Origin of the sequence: Pedobacter sp. B4-66, from assembly GCF_018492665.1 — a bacterium.
Lineage (GTDB): Bacteria > Bacteroidota > Bacteroidia > Sphingobacteriales > Sphingobacteriaceae > Pedobacter.
Window position 1 is genome coordinate 355,004 of record NZ_JAFVME010000010.1, and the last position, 20,859, is coordinate 375,862.

19 protein-coding genes are annotated in these 20,859 nt (G+C 37.0%); 10 read left to right on the top strand and 9 right to left on the bottom strand.

Annotated features, from left to right (window positions below; translation table 11 throughout):
- Positions 1-33: 33 nt before the first annotated feature.
- Positions 34-1,875 carry a MutS-related protein gene (locus J1905_RS18470; RefSeq protein WP_250318139.1) on the bottom strand — a complete coding sequence of 614 codons (1,842 nt, stop codon included), beginning with the start codon at positions 1,873-1,875 and terminating at the stop codon, positions 34-36.
- Positions 1,876-1,939: 64 nt separating this feature from the next.
- Here J1905_RS18470 and rlmH point away from each other — a divergent pair, with 64 nt between their 5' ends.
- Both rlmH and J1905_RS23755 read left to right on the top strand, forming a co-directional pair.
- Positions 1,940-2,413 carry a 23S rRNA (pseudouridine(1915)-N(3))-methyltransferase RlmH gene (gene rlmH, locus J1905_RS18475; protein ID WP_214228732.1) on the top strand — a complete coding sequence of 158 codons (474 nt, stop codon included), beginning with the start codon at positions 1,940-1,942 and terminating at the stop codon, positions 2,411-2,413.
- Positions 2,414-2,474: 61 nt separating this feature from the next.
- Positions 2,475-2,603 carry a hypothetical protein gene (locus J1905_RS23755; protein WP_284445127.1) on the top strand — a complete coding sequence of 43 codons (129 nt, stop codon included), beginning with the start codon at positions 2,475-2,477 and terminating at the stop codon, positions 2,601-2,603.
- 56 nt (positions 2,604-2,659) lie between these two features.
- Here the strand turns inward: J1905_RS23755 and J1905_RS18480 are convergent, their stop codons facing one another.
- Together J1905_RS18480 and J1905_RS18485 are read right to left on the bottom strand one after the other, a co-directional pair.
- Positions 2,660-3,199, bottom strand: coding sequence for a DUF5606 family protein (locus J1905_RS18480; protein WP_214228733.1), 540 nt, complete (start codon positions 3,197-3,199; stop codon positions 2,660-2,662).
- Position 3,200: 1 nt separating this feature from the next.
- Positions 3,201-3,662: a peptidylprolyl isomerase gene (locus tag J1905_RS18485; RefSeq protein ID WP_173091081.1), complete on the bottom strand. Its 462-nt coding sequence runs from the start codon at positions 3,660-3,662 to the stop codon at positions 3,201-3,203.
- Positions 3,663-3,881: 219 nt separating this feature from the next.
- Between J1905_RS18485 and J1905_RS18490 the strand changes: the two genes are divergently transcribed.
- Positions 3,882-5,063: an asparagine synthetase B gene (locus J1905_RS18490; RefSeq protein WP_214228774.1), complete on the top strand. Its 1,182-nt coding sequence runs from the start codon at positions 3,882-3,884 to the stop codon at positions 5,061-5,063.
- Between the two features lie 63 nt (positions 5,064-5,126).
- On the opposite strand, the gene J1905_RS18495 is transcribed toward J1905_RS18490, so the two are convergent.
- The 3 genes from J1905_RS18495 to lpxK are packed head-to-tail and all read right to left on the bottom strand — an operon-like array spanning position 5,127 to position 8,996.
- The gene (locus J1905_RS18495) at positions 5,127-7,148 is read right to left on the bottom strand and encodes a putative porin (RefSeq protein WP_214228734.1); all 2,022 of its coding nucleotides are present in this window, start codon (positions 7,146-7,148) and stop codon (positions 5,127-5,129) included.
- Positions 7,148-7,963, bottom strand: a complete 816-nt coding sequence (locus J1905_RS18500) for a purine-nucleoside phosphorylase (protein ID WP_214228735.1) — start codon at positions 7,961-7,963, stop codon at positions 7,148-7,150. Before J1905_RS18500 ends, J1905_RS18495 begins: the two co-directional genes overlap by 1 nt.
- Positions 7,935-8,996 carry a tetraacyldisaccharide 4'-kinase gene (lpxK, locus tag J1905_RS18505; protein WP_214228736.1) on the bottom strand — a complete coding sequence of 354 codons (1,062 nt, stop codon included), beginning with the start codon at positions 8,994-8,996 and terminating at the stop codon, positions 7,935-7,937. Before lpxK ends, J1905_RS18500 begins: the two co-directional genes overlap by 29 nt.
- 113 nt (positions 8,997-9,109) lie before the next feature.
- Between lpxK and pruA the strand changes: the two genes are divergently transcribed.
- A complete protein-coding gene (pruA, locus tag J1905_RS18510) occupies positions 9,110-10,738 on the top strand; it encodes an L-glutamate gamma-semialdehyde dehydrogenase (protein WP_214228737.1) in 1,629 nt (542 codons plus the stop codon).
- A 94-nt stretch (positions 10,739-10,832) separates the two neighbouring features.
- Here pruA and J1905_RS18515 read toward each other — a convergent pair whose 3' ends face one another.
- From J1905_RS18515 to J1905_RS18525, 3 genes are all read right to left on the bottom strand, one after another.
- Complete coding sequence (locus J1905_RS18515; RefSeq protein ID WP_214228738.1) at positions 10,833-11,504, bottom strand: carbonic anhydrase; 672 nt, start codon at positions 11,502-11,504, stop codon at positions 10,833-10,835.
- A 6-nt stretch (positions 11,505-11,510) separates the two neighbouring features.
- Positions 11,511-13,115 (bottom strand): SulP family inorganic anion transporter, encoded by a 1,605-nt coding sequence (locus J1905_RS18520; RefSeq protein WP_214228739.1) that lies wholly within the window; start codon positions 13,113-13,115, stop codon positions 11,511-11,513.
- 76 nt (positions 13,116-13,191) lie between these two features.
- Positions 13,192-13,530, bottom strand: a complete 339-nt coding sequence (locus tag J1905_RS18525) for a hypothetical protein (protein WP_214228740.1) — start codon at positions 13,528-13,530, stop codon at positions 13,192-13,194.
- 197 nt (positions 13,531-13,727) lie between these two features.
- Between J1905_RS18525 and J1905_RS18530 the strand changes: the two genes are divergently transcribed.
- The 6 genes from J1905_RS18530 to J1905_RS18555 all read left to right on the top strand — a co-directional run bounded on the left by J1905_RS18530 (position 13,728) and on the right by J1905_RS18555 (position 20,853).
- Positions 13,728-14,963, top strand: a complete 1,236-nt coding sequence (locus tag J1905_RS18530; protein ID WP_214228741.1) for a porin — start codon at positions 13,728-13,730, stop codon at positions 14,961-14,963.
- Positions 14,964-14,987: 24 nt separating this feature from the next.
- Positions 14,988-16,529, top strand: a complete 1,542-nt coding sequence (locus J1905_RS18535) for an acyl-CoA carboxylase subunit beta (protein WP_214228742.1) — start codon at positions 14,988-14,990, stop codon at positions 16,527-16,529.
- Between the two features lie 19 nt (positions 16,530-16,548).
- A complete protein-coding gene (locus J1905_RS18540; RefSeq protein WP_214228743.1) occupies positions 16,549-16,968 on the top strand; it encodes a GNAT family N-acetyltransferase in 420 nt (139 codons plus the stop codon).
- Between the two features lie 51 nt (positions 16,969-17,019).
- Positions 17,020-18,135 (top strand): M42 family metallopeptidase, encoded by a 1,116-nt coding sequence (locus J1905_RS18545; RefSeq protein ID WP_173091094.1) that lies wholly within the window; start codon positions 17,020-17,022, stop codon positions 18,133-18,135.
- Positions 18,136-18,302: 167 nt separating this feature from the next.
- Positions 18,303-19,847 carry a helicase HerA-like domain-containing protein gene (locus tag J1905_RS18550; protein ID WP_214228744.1) on the top strand — a complete coding sequence of 515 codons (1,545 nt, stop codon included), beginning with the start codon at positions 18,303-18,305 and terminating at the stop codon, positions 19,845-19,847.
- A gap of 103 nt (positions 19,848-19,950) precedes the next feature.
- On the top strand, positions 19,951-20,853 hold the full coding sequence (locus J1905_RS18555; protein ID WP_214228745.1) for a nucleotidyltransferase family protein: 903 nt from the start codon (positions 19,951-19,953) through the stop codon (positions 20,851-20,853).
- Positions 20,854-20,859 lie beyond the last annotated feature (6 nt).

Genomic DNA, 20,859 nt, shown 5'->3' on the forward strand with positions numbered 1-20,859 from the left:
TATAGTTATTAAAGGCAATATGGCATTATGGTATTAACTTAATGTTAAGCCTATCTGTTTGAGTAACAGGGCGGCATTAAATGTTTTGCAAGGGCCATGCTTCAATTTATAATCAAACTTCATTTCGTCTTCTGCAATCTGAATATCAAAATGATAGTTTCTAACTTCGTGGCTATGGTCGGCTTCCATTTCTGAAAGCTGTAGGTCGTGAGTGGCAAACAGCGCAGGTGTTTTTTGTGCAATTAGCCTTTCAATGAACACTTTTGAACCCAGGTATTTATCCTTGCTATTGGTTCCTCTAAGCATTTCATCAATCAGCACAAATGAATTTTCGGAAATACTGATCGCATCGAGGATCATTTTAAGTCTGTTTAGCTCTGCTTTAAAAGTTGATGTTTGATCGTTCAGCGAATCCTTGATACGCATATATGAAAGCACTTTAAATATGGAAAGCGACATTTCTTTAGCGCAAACCGGAGCGCCTGAAAAGGCAAGCACCATGTTAATACCTACTGTACGTAGGAATGTGCTTTTTCCGGCCATATTAGAGCCCGTAACGATGTCAACCGTCGGATGTCCCTCCAAACCAAAATCGTTCGCTACGCGCGCGCTTTCGTGAATTAGCGGATGTCCTAATTCAGTACCATGTAAGGTAAAGGTATCTGCAATTGTTGGAAAGTTCCAATCAGGCTGATTATGATTAAGTGTTGCAAAGGAAATGAGCTCTTCGAACTGGCTGATCCTATACAGGCCTCCTACCAAATTAGCTGAAGATTTTGCATACCATTTAATTAAATCGAAAGAGCATTTTAAATCTAAGAGTAAAAACAGGTTTAAAAGAAAACCTAAAAATGGGTTAAGTCTCACATCAAATGCCTTTATGATGGAAGCTAGTTGTTTGATTTGTTTACTTACGGGATCGTTTGTTTTATTTTTCTCGTCATTACCCTTAAAAAAGTCCTTAATATAAGGGCTCCGCCACGCTATATCTTCTGTCCACTTTACTGTGCCAGAAAAGGAGTCTAGTAAATTTGAGCTTCCTGTAAACCCATAATAAATCTGATTAATGTATTTAAGGTTGAAAAAGATGATCCCCATATTAAATATGGCTACAAAGCCAAATATTTTCCATACATAGCCGCCAAATATAGCACCAAGTATAAGCAGACCTATGGTAATATAAGGCCCTATTTTTACGTATAACTGAAGTACTTTACTTTTAGTAAATGTTAGGTGATTGGGTAGCTGATGCTCCAGCTTATCCTTAATAACATCAAGTTGGCCTGGTTTATGGTTTTGTAATTCGGCCCTGAAGTGAAAGGTTTTATCTATATGCTCAGTTAATTCGGCAATAGCTTCTTGTCGCTTTAAAATAACTTCCTTTTCATTTGGCCTCCCAAGATTTTCTGCAAGGATATTTAAGCCATTATTGGTATTGCATCTATTGATGTGAGCAAACAAAGTCCCTTGTCCGTAAATATCCAAATCAGATGAATATGGATGGTATTCGTCGGCATAGTTTTCGCCATTGCTATATCCATTAATGTTTGAAGTAATGTGATTTACTTCATTTTGGTAAACCCACAAAAGCTGTTCTGCATAGGTTAGCTCCTGTTGCACCTCACTTTGCTTTTTAACCAAAATCATAAAAAGGATTACCGGGATAGCGGTTAGTGCTATTAATATCCAAGAAAACCCCATATTTATGATGAGGGTAACTATTAATATCTCGGCAATAAAAAGACCTAAGCGGGAGAATGATATTTTATTGAGTTTACTTTTGAGGCCATCAATTTGGGCTTGCTGACTCTCTACATTATTTCTGTAATCGTTTAAAATGCTATCTTTTGTTCTTATCATTGTATTTTTCTCCATTGAACTGTTTTGCTTCGGCTCGGTTTGTTAAATATAGGGAATTGATTATTACTCCGCTAATTAGATGAAAATTACACTACTTGTTACAGGAAAAACTGAAGAAAAATACCTTATTGAGGGTATTGAAAAGTATTTAAATCGATTAAAACATTACATCGTCTTTAATATGATTGTTATTCCTGATGTGAAAAACACTAAAAACTTAAGTGAAGCACAGCAAAAAAGCAAAGAGGCTGAGATGATGTTAAAGCATATCAGTAATCCGGATACTGTGATTTTACTTGATGAGAAAGGCAAAAAGTATACTTCTGTTCTTTTTTCTAATTATTTAAACAAACAGATGATTGGAAGTGTTCAGCATTTGGTATTTGTAATAGGCGGGCCTTATGGCTTTGATGAGTCTGTTTATAAACGGGCTAACGGAAGCATATCGCTTTCTGATATGACTTTCTCTCACCAAATGGTACGTTTATTCTTTGTAGAACAGCTATACAGAGCTTTTAGCATTTTAAAAGGTGAGCCATATCACCACGAATAATCTGTGTTAATTTTATGGAAATTTAAAACGGCTTTCATCATTATATAAAAGGAGATTTACTATGCGCTTACCATCAGATTATAAAAGAAATTATAGGTTTAAAAGCGACAAGAGAAAGGATCGTTTAAGCTATATTATTGCTATTGTTGTTTCGGCAATAGCATTTTTGCTGATCTGGTATCTGGCTTAAAACAACGAAGCCGAATTATAAATAACCCGGCTTCGTTTAATATTGTAATTAGCTAACTACACGCCTTTTTTACTGGTCATGCTTGCTTTTTTAGCTGGTTGTGATGTTTTAGCCGGCGCTTTTGCATTTGATGGCTTTGGCGTACCTTTTGGCTTTTTATCGCTTTTCTCTTCTGCTTTTAAAGCTTCTTGCTCTGGCGTTACTGAAGGTGCTTCCTCTGAAAACAAAGGCAACTCTTTTAGTAAATGATACCAGGTAATGATCTTTTTCATGTCAGAGGTATATACTTTCTCTTCATCATGAGCTGGAGCTACTTCTTTAAAGAATGCTTTTAAAGCCGTTATGTCTGATTTTGCATCAGGAACGTTTCCTTTAGCGGCAGCAATGTTAGCCAAAACATCTACAAGTTTCAGATCTTCATCTTCACCGTAAATGGTAATGTCTTCTAATGATGCAAGTTTGGTTGTAGTAATATTGGCTACAATTTTAACTTTCTGAGCATCAAGGCTCTCAAGAACATATCCGCCTTTATTTTGCCCTACTAGTTTAAATAGGCCTGGTCTCCCAGATACTGCTACTATTCCTCTTAAATTCATATTAATCCTCTATTACTTCTATTCCTAAAATCTTGTCACCTTGTTTAATATCATCAACAATATCGACATTTTCTACTACTTTACCGAATACAGTATGATTTCTATCTAAGTGAGCAGTATTGTCTCTGCTGTGGCAGATAAAAAACTGTGATCCTCCAGTGTTTCTTCCGGCGTGTGCCATCGATAAAACACCACGGTCATGATATTGGTTCTCACCAGAAAGCTCACAATCAATTTTATAACCTGGGCCACCAGTACCTGCTAAGTGTGCTTTTGCAGGATCTTTAGAGTTTGGACATCCAGCCTGAACCACAAAGTTTGGTATTACTCTGTGAAATGTAATCCCATCATAAAATCCTTCGTTAGCTAATTTTTTAAAGTTAGCAACTGTATTTGGTGCATCCTGATCATAAAACTGAACAGTCATGTTCCCTTTCTCTGTTTTAATTATTGCTTTACTCATGTTATTTTTTGTAAACGCCAAACTTAGATAAAATAGTTTTTATATGCAATTTATACTAAAAGCGTTATATGTACATTATAATTTTATATTGGTATACAAAAAATATACATTCGTACTCATTGATACAAACGCATGATTTTAAGCTTTAAAAAATTTGGCATTCTATTTTTCTTACTTGTAGTTACAATAGCTGCCAAGGCATCGTCTATTCTTATCTACATGGATGAGGATCAAAAGAATCATTTAAAGGCTTATGGCATTGCCTATTGGAGCATAAAGCAGAAAGCGGATGTTAGCTGGCTTTTGAATTATAGAGGTGGCAGCTTTTTAATCGGCTACAATAAAGCCATTGAAGATGAATGCAAAACAAGAGGCGTTTCTTATCAGATACTTGCAGATGGAAAGGTAACGGGTATTTTAAATGAGATCAGCGATCCGCAGGTAAATATGGAAATGGTGAAGCTCGAAAAAGCTCCCAAAATAGCTGTTTACTCGCCCAAAAGTAAATTACCATGGGATGATGCCGTGACAATGGTACTTACCTATGCTGAAATCCCTTACGACGTAGTATATGATGATGACGTTTTGAAGGATAAGCTGTCGGCCTATGACTGGCTACACCTTCATCATGAGGATTTTACCGGTCAGTACGGTCGTTTTTGGAGTTCATTTAGAAATGCGACATGGTATCGTGAGGACGTTAAAAATCAAGAAGCTACAGCTAAAAGAAATGGCTTTACTAAGGTATCTCAATTAAAACTTGCCGTGGCAAAACGAATAAAGGAATTCTGTACAGGTGGAGGCTTCCTTTTTGCCATGTGCTCAGGTACTGATAGTTTTGACATTGCATTGAGCGCTGAAGGCGTCGATATTTGCGAAAGTATGTTTGATGGTGATGCTGCTGATCCGCAGGCTCAGAGTAAACTTAATTACAATAACACCTTTGCTTTTAAAGATTTTAAGCTTGATGAAAACCCTAATAATTACGAGTTTTCTGATATTGATGCTACCCAGACAAGAACACTGGTACAGTCGAATGATTTTTTCACTTTGTTTGATTTCTCTGCAAAATGGGATCTTGTGCCAACTATGCTAACTCAAAATCATGATAAGGTTATTAAAGGGTTTATGGGGCAAACTACCGCATTTAAAAAACGTGTTGTAAAACCAAGTGTAACTGTTCTTGGAGAAAACAAAGGTGCTGAAGAAGTGCGCTATTTAAATGGGGAGATTGGCAAAGGTCAGTTTACTTTCTATGGTGGTCATGATCCTGAAGATTATCAGCATGCTGTAGGAGATCCTCCAACAGACTTAAACCTGCACCCTAATTCGCCAGGCTACAGGTTGATATTGAACAATGTTTTGTTTCCCGCTGCTAAAAAAAAGCCTCAAAAGACTTAGCAATGAAAATATGTTCGCTCACTTCGTCATCTCGACGATAGCTTTAATCTGCTCATTCGTAGTTTAATCGTAGAAATTCCAGCTTACACCAAATTTGAACAGTAATCGATCCGGCATTGGATAACGGTTAACAGAATAGTACCCTTTGTAAATTAAACCTTGGTTTACGTAATCGCATTTCACAAAAAGATTAGCTCTTCTTAAGCTTGCTTTAACCCATACATCGACAATTGGTGTCGTATCAAAGGTTACATCTTTACCAACATAAAACTGACCTGTGGCTGTTGAATAAGAGTATGCCTTATATGGAGTGTTATAGCGCACGTCAAAACCGACATTTGTTTTTAACACCTTAAAGAAGGTTTGATCCAGATAAAAACTATTGAAAGTATAAATTTCCGGAGTACGCAACTTATCAGGATTATCTGTTTTTTGGTAAACCACATAACTTTCCAGATTAAACTTACCAAACCTGAACTTTTTACCTGCAGTTATTTTAAGGAGATTTATAGAAGAACCTAATTGAAACGGCTTAATACCCCCTAAATCATCCTGACCAAAATACAGGTAATTGTCTATTAAATAATATTGTGCACCCGCATCAAAACCGAACTTGTCGTTAATAAAATTAAAAGATAGATTGATGGTTTTAGTACGATCGAAATTATTTTCCCAACGGTAATGGTTCCCAAAATAATTGACATAAGTTTCATCAGGCGACTTGTTTTGGAAATAAGCACCAAGCGCAATACGCCCCACAGATTTACTTAACTTAACATTACTTTTGGCTTCGTATAGAAAATCACCGATGTTACGTCCCTGAAAGATTTGTTGCAAATCAACATTAAAATCTATTTTATCACTTAAACGATAACCGGCGTTACCCAACAAGGTAATGTTTTGGAAGGTTGATGAGTAATCATAAAATCTTGTCCTGTCCCTGTACAGCACCATTTGATTATACTTATAAAAGTCGTGCTTTATACCTACGTCTAATTTCAGTTCATTTTTGATAATTGAACTTCCTTTTGACCTTAAGAAAAAGCTGTATATAAATTCATTTTGTATATGGCTGTATCTGGTACTGTCATTAGTAAAAGTACTATCTGCAATACCAATCCCATGTGGAAAGACAGCATTCCTAACACTTGTGTCAGGAATATCTTCATCCTTTTGAAATGCATAAGAGTTTGCATCGTACTTTAAGGTATAGGATATCTTATTTGTAGGTAGAATTTTTTTTGTTATTTCCTGGGCAACGCTGTCTATCCGGCCTACAAAATAAGTTTGCTTAAGCATAAATCCGGTTTGACGATAGATTCGCTTTCCTGTTTGTAACCTAACTGGCTCCGTAAGCTTATCTACAGATGTTTGTGCAGCACCTGTAACAAAAATGGAATCGTTAGTAATTGAACCATTTTCCTGAGTTTTAAGGGTATTAAATACAACACTCGTCCACAGGTTATACCTTTTGTTTGGCGACTGGTACCAACTAAAGAGAGCTCCATTGAGGTCATCTCCCCTTTGCCTTCTATAATATCCGTTTGCCCCTATTCTATTAAAATTAAGCCCAATATTAAAATTTGGCTTAATATTTTGGGAGTGTACAACTTTAAAAACCTGTTCCGCTTCGCCAGCACTAACGTAATAAAGACTGGTAAATGGTGTTCTGGCCTGATAATACTTAATATCGTCATGCGTCATCGCATAATAATCCAAATTGTGTATTCCTATATCAAAACCTATGGTTTTTACGGGTTCAAAAAGCATTGGTCTGGCTGATAGACCTAAGTTACCAACTCCAACAGTTGGTGTTCTTGGTTGTACTAACACATTAAAATTCTGAAAACCGGTTAGGGTTGTATCCAGAGCTATAGTTTGTATGCTATCTTTTGTTAGCCTCAGCGTAGTATACCTAATGTATTTTGAGGTAAATATTACAGAGTCTCGCCCTTCCTCTTCCTTTTTCCTTAAGGAATCCATCTCTTTATTCTCTCTAACGGAAGTTTTTAAATCCTGCGCAAACAATTGTGCACCACCGAAGATGACAAAGCAAAAAACAAGAAAGGCAATGTTTTTATACATTATAAAGTTGAAATTAACTGGCTCAATATTTTTGTCATTTTAGGCTCGGCTATCTTTGCTGTCTCTATTATTTCTTCGAGACTTACGGGTTCTAACACTTCGGTAAATCCTTCATCTGTTAATACAGAAATTGCAAACACCGGAACACCCATATGATTGGCAACAATAACCTCCGGCACAGTACTCATCCCTACGGCATCACCTCCAATAATTCTTAAATAGTTGTACTCTGCTTTTGTTTCTAAATTAGGCCCCGTTACGGCAATGTAAACGCCTTGGTGGCAAGTAATGTTGTTGTCGTTAGCAATATTAATTGCTTGCTTTATTAACGATCTGTTATAAGGCTGGCTCATATCAGGGAAACGAGGGCCCATATCTGAATCATTACTGCCACGTAAAGGACTCTCAGGTTGCAAATTGATGTGATCATTGATCACCATTAAGTCGCCTTTTTTAAATTCCGGATTTAATGACCCCGCAGCATTTGAAACAAATAGATGAGCAATTCCTAAAACTTTCATCACCCTTATTGGGAATGTGATTTGCTGCATGGAGTAGCCTTCGTAATAATGAAGACGGCCTTGCATTGCTACTACTTTCTTACCATTAAGTTTCCCGAATATTAGCTTTCCGGTATGAAACTCTAACGTTGAGATTGGGAAATTAGGAATATTGGAATACATTAACTGGTACTCTACCTCAATATCATTAACAAGACCACCTAGTCCAGTTCCTAAAACAATGCCAATTTCCGGAAGGAAATTATCAGTTTTTCGCTTTATATATTCAACGGTTTCGTGTAGTGCTTGAAACATAATCTAAAATCTTTTGATCAAATGTAGCTTTATCTTCTTCTTGCAATGTAATTTTAACTGGCAAATAAAAGACAGGCAAATTTAAAAGTAATTCTTTTAATACACCATCTAATAAACGCTGTGCATCTTTTTCTGTTGTTATTATTATTTTTTCTTCAGAAGGATTGTTATTAAAGGCATTTACCAGCTGTTGAATGTTTTGGGTGGCAAACCGATAATGGTCGGGATAATCATGATGATCTATCTGTGAGGTATATTTCTGCAACTCAGTTAACAAAGGTAAAGGATTGGCTATACCTGTTATCAAAAACACAGCTGTAGTATTTGAAATTGAAGTCAAAGGCTTTTGCTCTTTACTAATAAGATGTGTAAGGTTACCATAAGTTAGAAACGAGAATGATAGGTTTTCTTTTGCTTTAGCATCAAATTTATTTAAACAGGCTTGCTTTTGGTGGATATCTATTTTAACTGGCCCTTTGGTAACCAATAATGCCTGTGCACGATGATAGCCTGTAAATGGTTCTCTTAAATTCCCCGCAGGAAGCAAAAATTGTGGTCTTAATAGCTTTTGATATTCAAAAAGAAGAATGCTAAAACCTGGCTTTACACTTCTATGCTGAAAGGCATCGTCGAGTATTATAATGTCGTGATTGCTTTTTAAATGGTTAATACCTGTTACCCTATCTTCGCAAACAGCCACGGTTACATTAGAAAACTTATTATAAAACTGCATAGGCTCATCGCCTATTGTCTCGGCGGTAGCGGTTTTATCTGCGAGGATATATCCCTTGGTTTTGCGGCCGTACCCCCTACTTAAAATGGCAATCCGCTTCTCAGAAAGAAGATTTACCAGGTATTCTGTTACTGGGCTCTTACCTGAACCGCCAACAACAAGATTACCTACACAGATAATCGGTAGGTTGAAGCTCGTTTGCTTAAACATACCTGTATCAAATAGCTTGTTCCTGATAAGAATCACTAAGCCATACAGGGCAGAAAACGGAAGTAACAACAGTCGGAGGTATTTAATCATTTGAGCTTTCAAAAATAAGAATTATTACCGCTCATTTTATCACGTTTATGAGGATTACCCTTTACCAGTGTAATAAATAAAAGTTTACCTTTGTAAAAATAACTTATTATAACATGCTTAAAGGATTTTTTAACGTACCAGCTCCTGTAAATGAACCCATTTTGGGTTATGCACCAGGAAGTAAAGAACGTGAACTTTTGATGGCTGCTTTAGCCGATGCCCGTTCCAAACAGATTGAAATACCTATGTATATTGGTGTTGAGGAAGTGCATACAGAAGTTAAAGGAAAGGTTACCCCTCCGCACGATCACCAACATGTATTGGGCAAATATAGTATTGGAAATAAACACCATGTAAAGCAAGCTATTGATGCTGCTTTGGCAGCTAAGGCTGACTGGGAGAATTTAGCATGGGAACATCGTGCTGCAATTTTCCTGAAGGCTGCTGACCTAATTGCTGGCCCTTATCGTTATAAATTAAATGCGGCTACAATGCTTGGGCAGTCAAAAAATGCTTACCAGGCAGAGATTGATGCAGCATGTGAGTTGATCGATTTTCTTCGTTTCAACGTTAGCTATATGGCTGAAATCTATAAGCAACAACCTCCTGTTTCTCCTAAAGGATCGTGGAACAGAGTGGAACAACGCCCATTAGAAGGTTTTGTGTTTGCTTTAACTCCTTTTAACTTTACTGCCATTGCTGGAAATCTTCCTACATCAGCTGCCATGATGGGTAATGTTGTAGTATGGAAGCCGGCAGATACTCAAATTTTTGCTGCCAATGTTTTAATGCAGATTTTTAGAGAAGCCGGATTACCAGATGGAGTTATCAACCTTGTTTATGTTGATGGACCTGAGGCTGGCGAAGTGATCTTTAGTCACCCTGATTTTGCAGGAATTCACTTTACAGGTTCTACCGCTGTTTTCCAAAACATCTGGAAAACTATTGGTAATAACATTCATAAATTTAAAACTTATCCTCGTATTGTTGGAGAAACCGGCGGTAAGGATTTTATCCTTGTTCATGGTTCTGCAGAGCCTGAAATTTCGAGCACGGCAATTATTCGTGGTGCTTTTGAATACCAAGGTCAGAAATGTTCTGCTGCTTCACGTGTGTATATTTCAAAAACAGTATGGCCAGAGATTAAGCAACTAATGCTTCGCGATCTGGCTACCTTTAAAATGGGTGGAACTGAAGATTTCAGCAATTTTATTAACGCGGTTATCGACGAAAAGTCTTTTAATAAATTAGCTAAATATATTGATGCAGCTAAAGCAGATAAATCTGTAGAGATTATTGCCGGTGGAAATTACGATAAGTCTAAAGGTTACTTTATTGAACCGACAGTGCTTGTTGTTAAAGATCCGAAATATACTACAATGTGTGAAGAGCTTTTCGGTCCTGTTTTAACTATTTATGTTTACGAGGATAAAGATTTCGATAAGGTTTTAGACATCATAGATACCACTTCTATTTATGCTTTAACAGGAGCTATTATTGCTCAGGATCGTTACGCTATAGAAAAAGCTACTCATCGTTTAAGAAATGCTGCAGGTAATTTCTATATCAATGATAAATGTACTGGTGCAGTTGTTGGTCAACAACCTTTTGGCGGCGCCAGAGGATCAGGCACAAATGATAAAGCCGGATCAATGATCAACTTGTTACGTTGGGTTTCTCCACGTACTATTAAGGAAACATTTGATCCGCCAAAGGATTATCGTTACCCATTTTTAGGATAATAAAAAACTCCCGGCTCATCGCCGGGAGTTTTTTATTTATTGATTAAATCAGCATTCTGCTTAATCGGGAAATTACCTTCTCAATGAAGAATAATTATTTTCCTGTATTCATTTTAAACACTGGAGAAATATCATCCGCCGCTGATGCACTTACCTGCAAATCCTTAATCAATCCGGTTTCGAGACTATACACCCAAGCGTGAACAGAAAGTTCCTGCCCTGAAGCCCATGCATTTTGCACAATAGAAGTACTCATAACATTTGCAGCACCTTCTATTGCATTGAGTTCAACCAAACGATTAGATCTCTTTTTAGGATCCTTAATTGTTTGCATCTCACGTTCGTGCATTCGGATAACGTCTTTGATATTCCTTAACCAATTGTCAATCAAACCGACCTGTTTATCACCCAAAGCAGCATTTACACCACCGCAACCATAATGGCCGCACACAATAACATGCTTTACTTTTAATACATTAACAGAATAATCCAGTACACTCAGCATATTCATATCTGTATGCGCAACCACATTTGCAATGTTACGGTGTACAAAGATATCACCAGGCATGGTATTGGTAATTTGATTAGCTGGCACACGGCTGTCAGAACATCCAATCCAAAGAACAGGAGGAGCCTGTCCCGCAGAAAGTCTGTCGAAAAATGTTGGATCCTCCTTAAGCGTATCCGCTACCCAATCCTTATTCCCCTGTAATAATCCTTCGTATGTTATTTCTTTTGAATCTTGTTTTTCTAATTTCGCGCACATAATAATTTAATTATTAATTTCTTCAATTACTTTATTGTTTAATTTAGGTACGGTATATTGTTGTTTGATATTTTCCAAAACTACAATAATACCTTTAGTATAAGCATTGTGCTTATAATTAAAAATGGTTTCCAATACATCTGGATCTATGTACCTTGAATTAGATCCATCAATGATTACATTGGTTTCTTTAGGGATTTTATTTAATACTACCTGGATGGCTGCCTTATTTAAGAAAGACACTTCTTCGGCTAATTTTATTCTTAAATTCTTTTTATTACCCTCTTCCTGTATTTTATAGAAATATGGATTCCGCATATTGGTACGCAATAAATAGAATATTGAGAATAACATACCTATAGCAACACCTTTTAGTAAATCTGTTAACAAAACAGCTACAATAGTAATTACAAATGGTACGAACTGATCCCAACCTTTATGGTACATGTGCTTAAATAATGCTATACGCGCCAATTTATAACCTGTTACTAATAGGATTGCAGCCAAACACGCCAAAGGGATCATATTTATAATACCCGGTATAAAAAGCAATGACAAAAGTAACCACACACCATGAAAAATAGCGGACATTTTGGTTCTTCCACCAGCATTTACGTTGGCAGAGCTTCTTACAATTACAGATGTTAAAGGCAATCCACCTAGCAAACCACTAACCATGTTTCCTGTACCTTGGGCAACTAACTCTCTATTTGTTGGCGACACGCGTTTAATCGGGTCTATTTTATCTATAGCTTCAATGCTTAAAAGAGTTTCAAGACTTGCAACTACAGCAATTGTGGCAGCAACAACCCAAACTTTTCCATTCAATATCTGTGAAAAATCTGGTGCGGCAAATAAACCTGTAAATTCAGACCAACTGTTTACAACAGGTATCTCCACCATTTGTTTTGCTGTCAAAGCATATTGACCGCCTTGAAACACAATAGTAAGCACAACTCCTATTACCACTACCACCAAAGGAGCAGGAACAACACTTAACTTTTTAAATTTTGGCCATAAAATTAATACGGCTATCGACAATCCACTGATTATAATGGCAGCCAAACTGAAATGACTTAATGCTCCACCAATGGCAGAAAAAGTATTTTCATTGTCTTTCTGAAAAAAGCTTTCATCACCAAAAAAATCTGAATCCACGCCGAGCGCATGGGGAAGCTGTTTTAGTATCAGCGTTAATCCGATTGCTGCCAGCATCCCTTCAATTACGCTTGATGGAAAATAATTACCGATAGTTCCTCCTTTTAACAATCCAAGTATAACTTGCATTGCACCTGCCAGAACTACAGCAAGTAAAAATATCTCATAACCACCTAGCTGACCAATTGCTCCCAGAACTATTGCAGTTAACCCGGCAGCTGGACCGCTAACGCTTAATTGCGACCCACTTAAGGAAGCAACCACAACACCACCGACTATACCTGTTATAAGACCCGCAAACAGAGGTGCGCCAGAAGCTAAAGCGATCCCTAAACATAAGGGAAGGGCCACGAGAAAGACCACAACACTGGATGGCAAATCACGCTTTAAATTCTTTTTTAATATATATTTCTTCACTTCCAATCTTGAAAAGACTGAGTTTCCACTTTGCATAAAACTATGTTTTAATCTATTAAACTAATTATAAAAATTGCGCAACAACCCACTAAAGATAGTTGCACCTGATAATTTAGCTCAAGTTAGGAGGCGGTGTAGGAACCGACGGATGGAATGGATCGAAATACCTTTTGAAATGATCTATAAAACTATTTTTGATTCCATAAAAATGGAGTACTGACGATGATACATAGTCATGCTGAAAGTCTACCTTATAATCGAAGAATTTCACTTTGGCTTTACCAGCATCTCCATCAGTGCTGTGCTCGGCTTCAATTTGCATAATTACAGAAATCATTATGTTCTTGTCAATATGACTGAAAAATACCGGTGCACCCGAAATAATCATCTTCGCAGAGAAGATACTTAAGAAGGTAACAACAATTAATAAACGGTATTTTCTTATAAACATTTGGCTTTACGCTTTTCCGTAACTGTTCAAAAATAGCTCCAAACATCCCTTAATTACAAATTATCATGTAAAAAAAATGTAATTTAGTTGTTGCCGTTCCATGTTTTCTCCTCTTATTTTTTAAAAAATAGACTCATTTTAAAGAAAAATGCTTCATTTACCGTAATTTAGGCGATCAAAAATTCTTTTACTTATTCATGAAAAAAATACTGTTAAGCCTGATTTTTCTTTATCCGGTTATCCTTTTTGCCCAAAGCAATAATGCTCCATCGACTTATGACCCTCATGAGATTGCGATTACAGGATATCTGCAAACACAATTTCAGAAAGCTCAGTCTCCGGGGATTTCTTCTTTTTCGGGTGGAGACTTCTCTAAGAACTCTGACAATCGTTTTATGATTCGTCGAGGTCGTTTAAAGATTGACAGGGCTGACAAGTATTCAAGCATTGTCTTTCAAATTGATGCGACGCAAAATGGGATTCAGTTGATGGATGCTTTCATACAGCTACACCAACCCGATTCCAAAGTATTATTACTAACTGCAGGTTTGTTCAACCGTCCTTTTGGCCATTCAATTGTTTATTCTTCGGGATATAGAGATTTCCCTGAGAGAGCTAGAGTTTTCCAAACCCTTATGCCCAGGGAGCGTGATATTGGCGCAATGGTTACCTATCATCCAAAGGGTCCATTTAAGTTTATAACTGCTGAGTTAGCGGTAGTAAATGGAAGTGGTTATAATGCTAGAGACTATGACTCAAGAAAGGATATAATTGGAAACCTGGGCTTTAAGTTTGATAGCCTGGCAAATAAAAAGCTTCATCTAGGTTTTGGCGGATCTATCTATGAAGGGTCCGTGCGCAGCGATACAGAAAGTTATTACTCTCCTGATGGGGTAGGATTCAAAAAAAACACCAGTTCTGATAATGTTGGTTACTTTGGTAAACGCGAATACTATGGCGCAAATTTACAGCTTCAATATGACAATACTTTTGGCAGAACCATCTTTAAAGCTGAATACATCCAAGGTACTCAACCAGGTGTAGCTGCATCTACCGGTGTGCTTGGCCCTGTAGCCAGTACTAGTTTCTCTACACAGCCTGCTACAGATTTATACCTTCGCGAGTTTTCGGGTAGTTATTTGTGGTTAACCCAACAAATTGCCAATAGTAACTTTACTGCACTATTGTCTTATGACATCTATGATCCGAACAGGAAGGTAAGTGCGATGGAAATTGGTACTGCAGGTAATAATACTACTGCAGGCGATATTAAATATAGTACTCTTGGTTATGGCCTTACTTATCTAATAAATTCAAGATTTAAACTTACATTGTACAACGAGCATGTTGTAAACGAAGCTACTACATTGACAGGTTATACTGCCGATTTAAAAGATGATGTATTTACTACCCGATTGCAATATCGCTGGTAAAAATTAAAATTATTTGCGTTTAAAATGAAGAATAAAATAGATGTACTTCAGGACAAAATAAAGGAAGCGAATGAAGGTGGTGGAGCAGCAAGAATTCAAAGCCAACATAAAAAAGGTAAATTAACTGCCAGAGAACGTATTCATTTTTTATTGGACGAAAATTCTTTTGAGGAAATTGGCATGATGGTTACCCATAGAAGTGTCGATTTTGGAATGGAACGCGAAAAATATTTAGGCGATGGTGTAGTAACTGGCTATGGCAACATCAATGGCAGGCTAGTTTATGTATTTTCTCAGGATTTCACGGTTTTTGGAGGTTCTCTTTCTGAAACTCATGCTGAAAAGATCTGTAAGATAATGGACATGGCCATGAAAAATGGAGCTCCTGTAATTGGCCTAAATGATAGCGGAGGCGCAAGGATACAGGAAGGCGTAGTTTCATTAGGCGGTTATGCTGATATATTTTATAGAAACGTTCAAGCATCGGGGGTTGTTCCCCAGCTTTCGGCTATAATGGGCCCATGTGCAGGCGGAGCCGTTTATTCGCCAGCTATTACAGACTTTATCCTGATGGTAGAGAACACCTCTTATATGTTTGTTACAGGACCAAATGTAGTAAAGACTGTAACCCATGAAGAAGTAAGTTCTGAAGAACTTGGTGGTGCATCTACTCATGCTACAAAATCGGGCGTTACTCATTTTGCTTGTTCAAATGAACTCGATGCCATCAATCATGTTAAGAGGTTATTAAGTTATATGCCACAAAATTGCGAGGAAATCCCTACGCAATTGCCATACACTTTAAGTGATGAAAATCGCCTATCTCTTAATACAATTATGCCTGAGAATTCAAATCAGCCATATGATGTAAGATCTGTAATAGGTGAAGTAACAGATGCAGATAGCTTCCTTGAAGTACATAAAGATTATGCTGAAAACATTGTAGTAGGCTTTGCTCGTCTGGCTGGAAGAAGTATAGGAATTGTAGCTAATCAACCAGCTTATCTTGCCGGGGTATTGGACAATCATGCTTCAACTAAGGCAGCTAGATTCGTCCGCTTTTGTGACTGTTTTAACATCCCATTGCTCGTTTTTGAGGATGTCCCTGGTTTTTTACCTGGCACAGATCAAGAGTGGAATGGAATCATTACCAATGGTGCTAAATTATTATATGCTTTTAGTGAAGCAACAGTACCTAGAATTACTGTAATTACCAGAAAAGCCTACGGAGGTGCATATGATGTAATGAACTCTAAACATATTGGAGCCGACTTAAATTATGCATGGCCTACTGCTGAAATTGCTGTTATGGGTGCTAAAGGAGCTGCCGAAATCATCTTTAAAAAAGAAATTATCTCTGCAGAGCACCCTGAAGAAAAATGGTTGGAAAAAGAAAAATTATATTCGGACATTTTCGCAAATCCTTATAGGGCTGCAGAACGTGGTTTTGTGGATGAAGTGATTGAACCGGCACAAACCAGAGCTAAGCTAATAAAGGCTTTTAAGATGCTGGAGAATAAAGTAGTTAATACACCTCGTAAAAAACACGGAAATATCCCTTTATAAATAAAGCTTAGTTGTAGTGATGCAAGAAATTCAAATTGAGCAAATTAGGCCGGATTTAACATGGAGGATAAGGCATGAGGTAATGTACCCAGGCTTACCATTTGATACCATAAAATTAGCTAATGATGATGAAGGAATCCATTTTGGATTGTTTGCCGGCAATAAATTAACTTCTGTAGTTTCTTTATTTAATAAAGGTAACATTTATCAATTCAGAAAATTTGCAACTCTTGCTGAATCACAAGGAAAAGGCTATGGTTCGTTGCTATTGGATCACATCATCAACTACGTTAAAACTTTTGATGCGGTAAAACTATGGTGTAATGCACGGGTTTCGGCTATCCCCTTTTATAACAAATTCGGTTTCATTGAAACTGATAAAGTTTCTACCAACAATGGCATTGACTTTGTCATTATGGAGTTAGAACTCAATAATTAACTTGGTGCTTAGGCAGTAGTTTATATATTTGTTTAGAATAAATTTAATACAATGGCAAAGAAAAAAGAAGACAAAAAGAAGCACGTAAGTGTAGTAAATAAAAAATCGCTTCAATTTTTTGAAAAATATATCAATAACCCATCTCCAACAGGTTTCGAATACCCTGGTCAAAAATTATGGCTGGATTATTTAAAACCATACATAGATGAAAGTTTTATCGATAATTACGGAACTGCAGTTGGTGTGATTAACCCAAAAGCAGATTTCAAAGTAGTTATTGAAGCTCATGCTGATGAAATCTCCTGGTTTGTAAACTATATAACTCCAGATGGCCTGATTTATGTGATCCGGAATGGAGGTTCAGATCATCAAATAGCTCCCTCTAAGCGAGTAAATATCCATACTGACAAAGGAATGGTTAAAGCTGTTTTTGGATGGCCTGCTATTCACACCCGTAATGGTGGTGAAAAAGAGGAGGCTCCTGCATTAAAGAATATTTTCCTTGACTGCGGGTGTACAACCAAAGAGGAAGTGGAGAAACTTGGAGTTCATGTAGGTTGTGTAATTACCTATGAGGATGAATTTATGATTTTAAACGACCGCTATTATGTTGGTCGTGCGCTTGATAACAGAGCCGGTGGATTTATGATTGCTGAGGTTGCTAGACTACTTCAAGAAAATAAAAAGAAATTACCTTTTGGGCTTTACATCGTAAACTCTGTACAAGAAGAAATTGGGCTTAGAGGTGCTGAAATGATAGCTCACAGAATTAAGCCTAATGTGGCTATTATTACTGATGTTACCCATGACACCACTACTCCAATGATCAGTAAAATTACTCAGGGGGATTTAGCATGTGGTAAAGGTCCGGTTGTTTCTTATGCCCCTGCTGTTCAAACAAACTTAAACAAGTTACTTATTGAAACTGCTGAGAAAAACGACATTCCTTTTCAACGTCAGGCTTCATCTCGTTCAACCGGTACTGATACTGATGCTTTTGCTTATTCTAACGGAGGAGTACCTTCTGCATTGATTTCTCTTCCTTTAAGATATATGCATACCACAGTTGAAATGATTCATAAAGATGATGTTGATAATGTTATTAATTTAATTTATCATTCATTATTGAACATTAAAAAAGATCACGATTTTACTTATTCCAAGTAAATTTCAATAACTTATTCTTTAAGCGTGCCCGGTAATTCCAGGCACGCTTTTCTTTTGTTTGTATTTCGGTGGCTTTTCTTACTTTTATAAAACATGACACCAATTGTGGCAAGATTATGGTAAGTCAAATGCAGAAATAAAATACTAAAAGAAAACTATCCTTTCCTATGGGCGATCAATCAGCAAAATTTATAGAAAAAATTAAGGCCTCTTATACACCAACTGGTTCATACATTTATCTGGGGGCAGGTATTCTGGGTGGACAAGTGATGGCCGAGGCGGAAGTAAATTTGTCTTTAAAAATGATGAATAGGCATGGCCTTGTAGCAGGCGCAACTGGTACAGGAAAAACCAGAACATTGCAGTTACTTGCCGAACAACTGTCTGACGCAGGTGTACCTGTGTTTATGCTTGATGTTAAAGGTGATTTATCAGGCCTTAATCAACCTGGACCTATCAACCCTAAAATAGAAGAAAGAGCCGGCCAATTAAAGAGACCTTTTAATCCTTCCGGATTTCCTGTAGAGATTTTTTCTTTATCCGGAAAATTAGGTGCTCAAATGCGGGCTACCGTTCTTGAATTCGGCCCCACTTTACTATCCAAAATTCTCGACTTAAATGATACTCAAGCAGGTGTTCTGGCTGTGATTTTTAAATATGCAGACGATAACAAGCTCCCGATTATTGATCTTAATGATCTTAAAAAGCTAGTTTCATACCTAGCAGAAGGACAAGGTGCCGAAGAGATTAAAAGTTCTTATGGTAAAATATCTACATCTACCTCAGGGACAATTTTAAGAAAAATTGTTACCATTGAACAGCAAGGCTTAAGTGCTATGTTCGGCGAGACCTCATTTGACATTGAAGATCTTTTCACCAAAACTGATGGCAAAGGGGTGATTAGCTTGCTAAATATATCTGATGTACAAAACCAGCCAGTACTTTATTCTACCTATCTGCTGAGCTTACTGGCGGAGATTTTTTATAATATGCCGGAAGTTGGGGATCTTGACAAACCTAAACTTGTGTTCTTTTTTGATGAAGCACATTTATTGTTTAAAAACTCTTCGAAAGCTTTTCTTGAGCAAATAGAAACCATTATCAGATTAATCAGATCAAAGGGTATCGGTGTATTTTTCTGTACTCAAGCCCCTAGCGATGTTCCTGAGAGTGTATTATCTCAGCTAGGGAATCGTGTTCAACATGCTTTGCGGGCATTTACTCCTAATGATGTTGATGCGCTTAAAAAGACTGTAAATACTTATCCAAGATCTGAATTTTACGAAATTGATAAAATGCTGACCTCCTTAGGAACCGGTCAGGCGCTGATAACTGTTTTAAATGAAAAAGGGATTCCTACGGAAGTAGCTGCAACAATGCTTACACCACCGAGGGCAATCATGGGGCCACTAAGTACAGCTGACTACAATAACCTTATACAATCGAGTGACCTCACAGCCAAATATCAGGAATCAATTGATCCTGAGAGTGCATATGAGATGTTAACGAAGCGCGTAAATGAGAAGTTAGCAGAAGAAGAGGAAACAAAACAAGAAGAAGCTCCTAAAAAAAATGAGAAAAGTTTAGTTGAACAGGTCATGGGTGCAACTATAACCAGGCAAATAGGAAAAGAAATTGTCCGTGGCCTATTTGGTATGCTTACAGGCAAAAAACCTCGCAGTAGCGGCGGAAAGGGAATATTTGGTTTTTAACTCCCTCAATATCCATATGATACATTGAAAATCATTATCAAACCAATGAAAAAACTATCTTACTTTTTACACTGAATATAAATTGAATCATTATTTTCGCTGAATGAAAAAACCTACCTTATTAATACTAGCAGCTGGTATGGCAAGTCGCTATGGCAGTATGAAACAAATTGATGGCTTTGGCCCTAATGGAGAAACAATCATTGACTATTCTATATATGATGCGATTAAAGCTGGATTCGGCAAAGTGGTATTTATTATCAAAGAAGAGTTCGTAGAAAACTTTAAGGCGATATTCGAACCTAAGCTTAGCGGAAAAATTGAAACCGACTATGTGTTTCAAAACTTCGATTTAAAACAATTTGGTATCGAAGAGGAAATTTATCGTGAAAAACCATGGGGAACAGCACATGCAATTCTATCTGGAAGAAATGTGATAAATGAGCCTTTTTGCGTAATAAATGCTGATGACTATTATGGTTTTGACTCATTTAAAAAAATGGTAGGTTTCTTAACTAACGAGGCTACCGACAGTAACTACTCTATTGTTGGTTACCAAATTGGAAAAACTTTATCTGATTTCGGTTCTGTATCTCGTGGCGTTTGCAAAACTAATGAAGCTGGATATTTGGAAGAAATTACTGAACGTACTCAGGTTTATAAAAAAGATGGCGGAATTGTTTATGAAGAAAATGGTGTTGAATATCCATTAGAATATAACACACCAGTTTCTATGAACTTCTGGGGCTTTACTCCTGCCGTGTTCAAGTTAACTGAGGACTTGTTTAGAGTATTTGCTTTAGAAAATAAAGAAAAACCAAAAGCTGAATTCTTTATTCCTTTGATAGGTGAAAACCTTGTAAAAAATGGCACTGCATCTTTCAAAGTTATACCTACAGATAGCCAGTGGTTTGGAGTAACATATAAAGAAGACAAGCCTTTTGTACAAGAGTGCATTGATCAACTAGTGAAAAATGGAACTTATCCTGAAAATCTTTGGAACTAGACAGAT

What these genes read in the sequence shown, in the direction of transcription:
- J1905_RS18470 (WP_250318139.1), bottom strand. Translation starts at nt 1,875, where the DNA reads ATGGAGAAAAATACAATGATAAGAACAAAAGATAGCATTTTAAACGAT.
- rlmH (WP_214228732.1), top strand. Translation starts at nt 1,940, where the DNA reads ATGAAAATTACACTACTTGTTACAGGAAAAACTGAAGAAAAATACCTT.
- J1905_RS23755 (WP_284445127.1), top strand. Translation starts at nt 2,475, where the DNA reads ATGCGCTTACCATCAGATTATAAAAGAAATTATAGGTTTAAAAGCGAC.
- J1905_RS18480 (WP_214228733.1), bottom strand. Translation starts at nt 3,199, where the DNA reads ATGAATTTAAGAGGAATAGTAGCAGTATCTGGGAGACCAGGCCTATTT.
- J1905_RS18485 (WP_173091081.1), bottom strand. Translation starts at nt 3,662, where the DNA reads ATGAGTAAAGCAATAATTAAAACAGAGAAAGGGAACATGACTGTTCAG.
- J1905_RS18490 (WP_214228774.1), top strand. Translation starts at nt 3,882, where the DNA reads ATGGATGAGGATCAAAAGAATCATTTAAAGGCTTATGGCATTGCCTAT.
- J1905_RS18495 (WP_214228734.1), bottom strand. Translation starts at nt 7,148, where the DNA reads ATGTATAAAAACATTGCCTTTCTTGTTTTTTGCTTTGTCATCTTCGGT.
- J1905_RS18500 (WP_214228735.1), bottom strand. Translation starts at nt 7,963, where the DNA reads ATGTTTCAAGCACTACACGAAACCGTTGAATATATAAAGCGAAAAACT.
- lpxK (WP_214228736.1), bottom strand. Translation starts at nt 8,996, where the DNA reads ATGATTAAATACCTCCGACTGTTGTTACTTCCGTTTTCTGCCCTGTAT.
- pruA (WP_214228737.1), top strand. Translation starts at nt 9,110, where the DNA reads ATGCTTAAAGGATTTTTTAACGTACCAGCTCCTGTAAATGAACCCATT.
- J1905_RS18515 (WP_214228738.1), bottom strand. Translation starts at nt 11,504, where the DNA reads ATGTGCGCGAAATTAGAAAAACAAGATTCAAAAGAAATAACATACGAA.
- J1905_RS18520 (WP_214228739.1), bottom strand. Translation starts at nt 13,115, where the DNA reads ATGCAAAGTGGAAACTCAGTCTTTTCAAGATTGGAAGTGAAGAAATAT.
- J1905_RS18525 (WP_214228740.1), bottom strand. Translation starts at nt 13,530, where the DNA reads ATGTTTATAAGAAAATACCGTTTATTAATTGTTGTTACCTTCTTAAGT.
- J1905_RS18530 (WP_214228741.1), top strand. Translation starts at nt 13,728, where the DNA reads ATGAAAAAAATACTGTTAAGCCTGATTTTTCTTTATCCGGTTATCCTT.
- J1905_RS18535 (WP_214228742.1), top strand. Translation starts at nt 14,988, where the DNA reads ATGAAGAATAAAATAGATGTACTTCAGGACAAAATAAAGGAAGCGAAT.
- J1905_RS18540 (WP_214228743.1), top strand. Translation starts at nt 16,549, where the DNA reads ATGCAAGAAATTCAAATTGAGCAAATTAGGCCGGATTTAACATGGAGG.
- J1905_RS18545 (WP_173091094.1), top strand. Translation starts at nt 17,020, where the DNA reads ATGGCAAAGAAAAAAGAAGACAAAAAGAAGCACGTAAGTGTAGTAAAT.
- J1905_RS18550 (WP_214228744.1), top strand. Translation starts at nt 18,303, where the DNA reads ATGGGCGATCAATCAGCAAAATTTATAGAAAAAATTAAGGCCTCTTAT.
- J1905_RS18555 (WP_214228745.1), top strand. Translation starts at nt 19,951, where the DNA reads ATGAAAAAACCTACCTTATTAATACTAGCAGCTGGTATGGCAAGTCGC.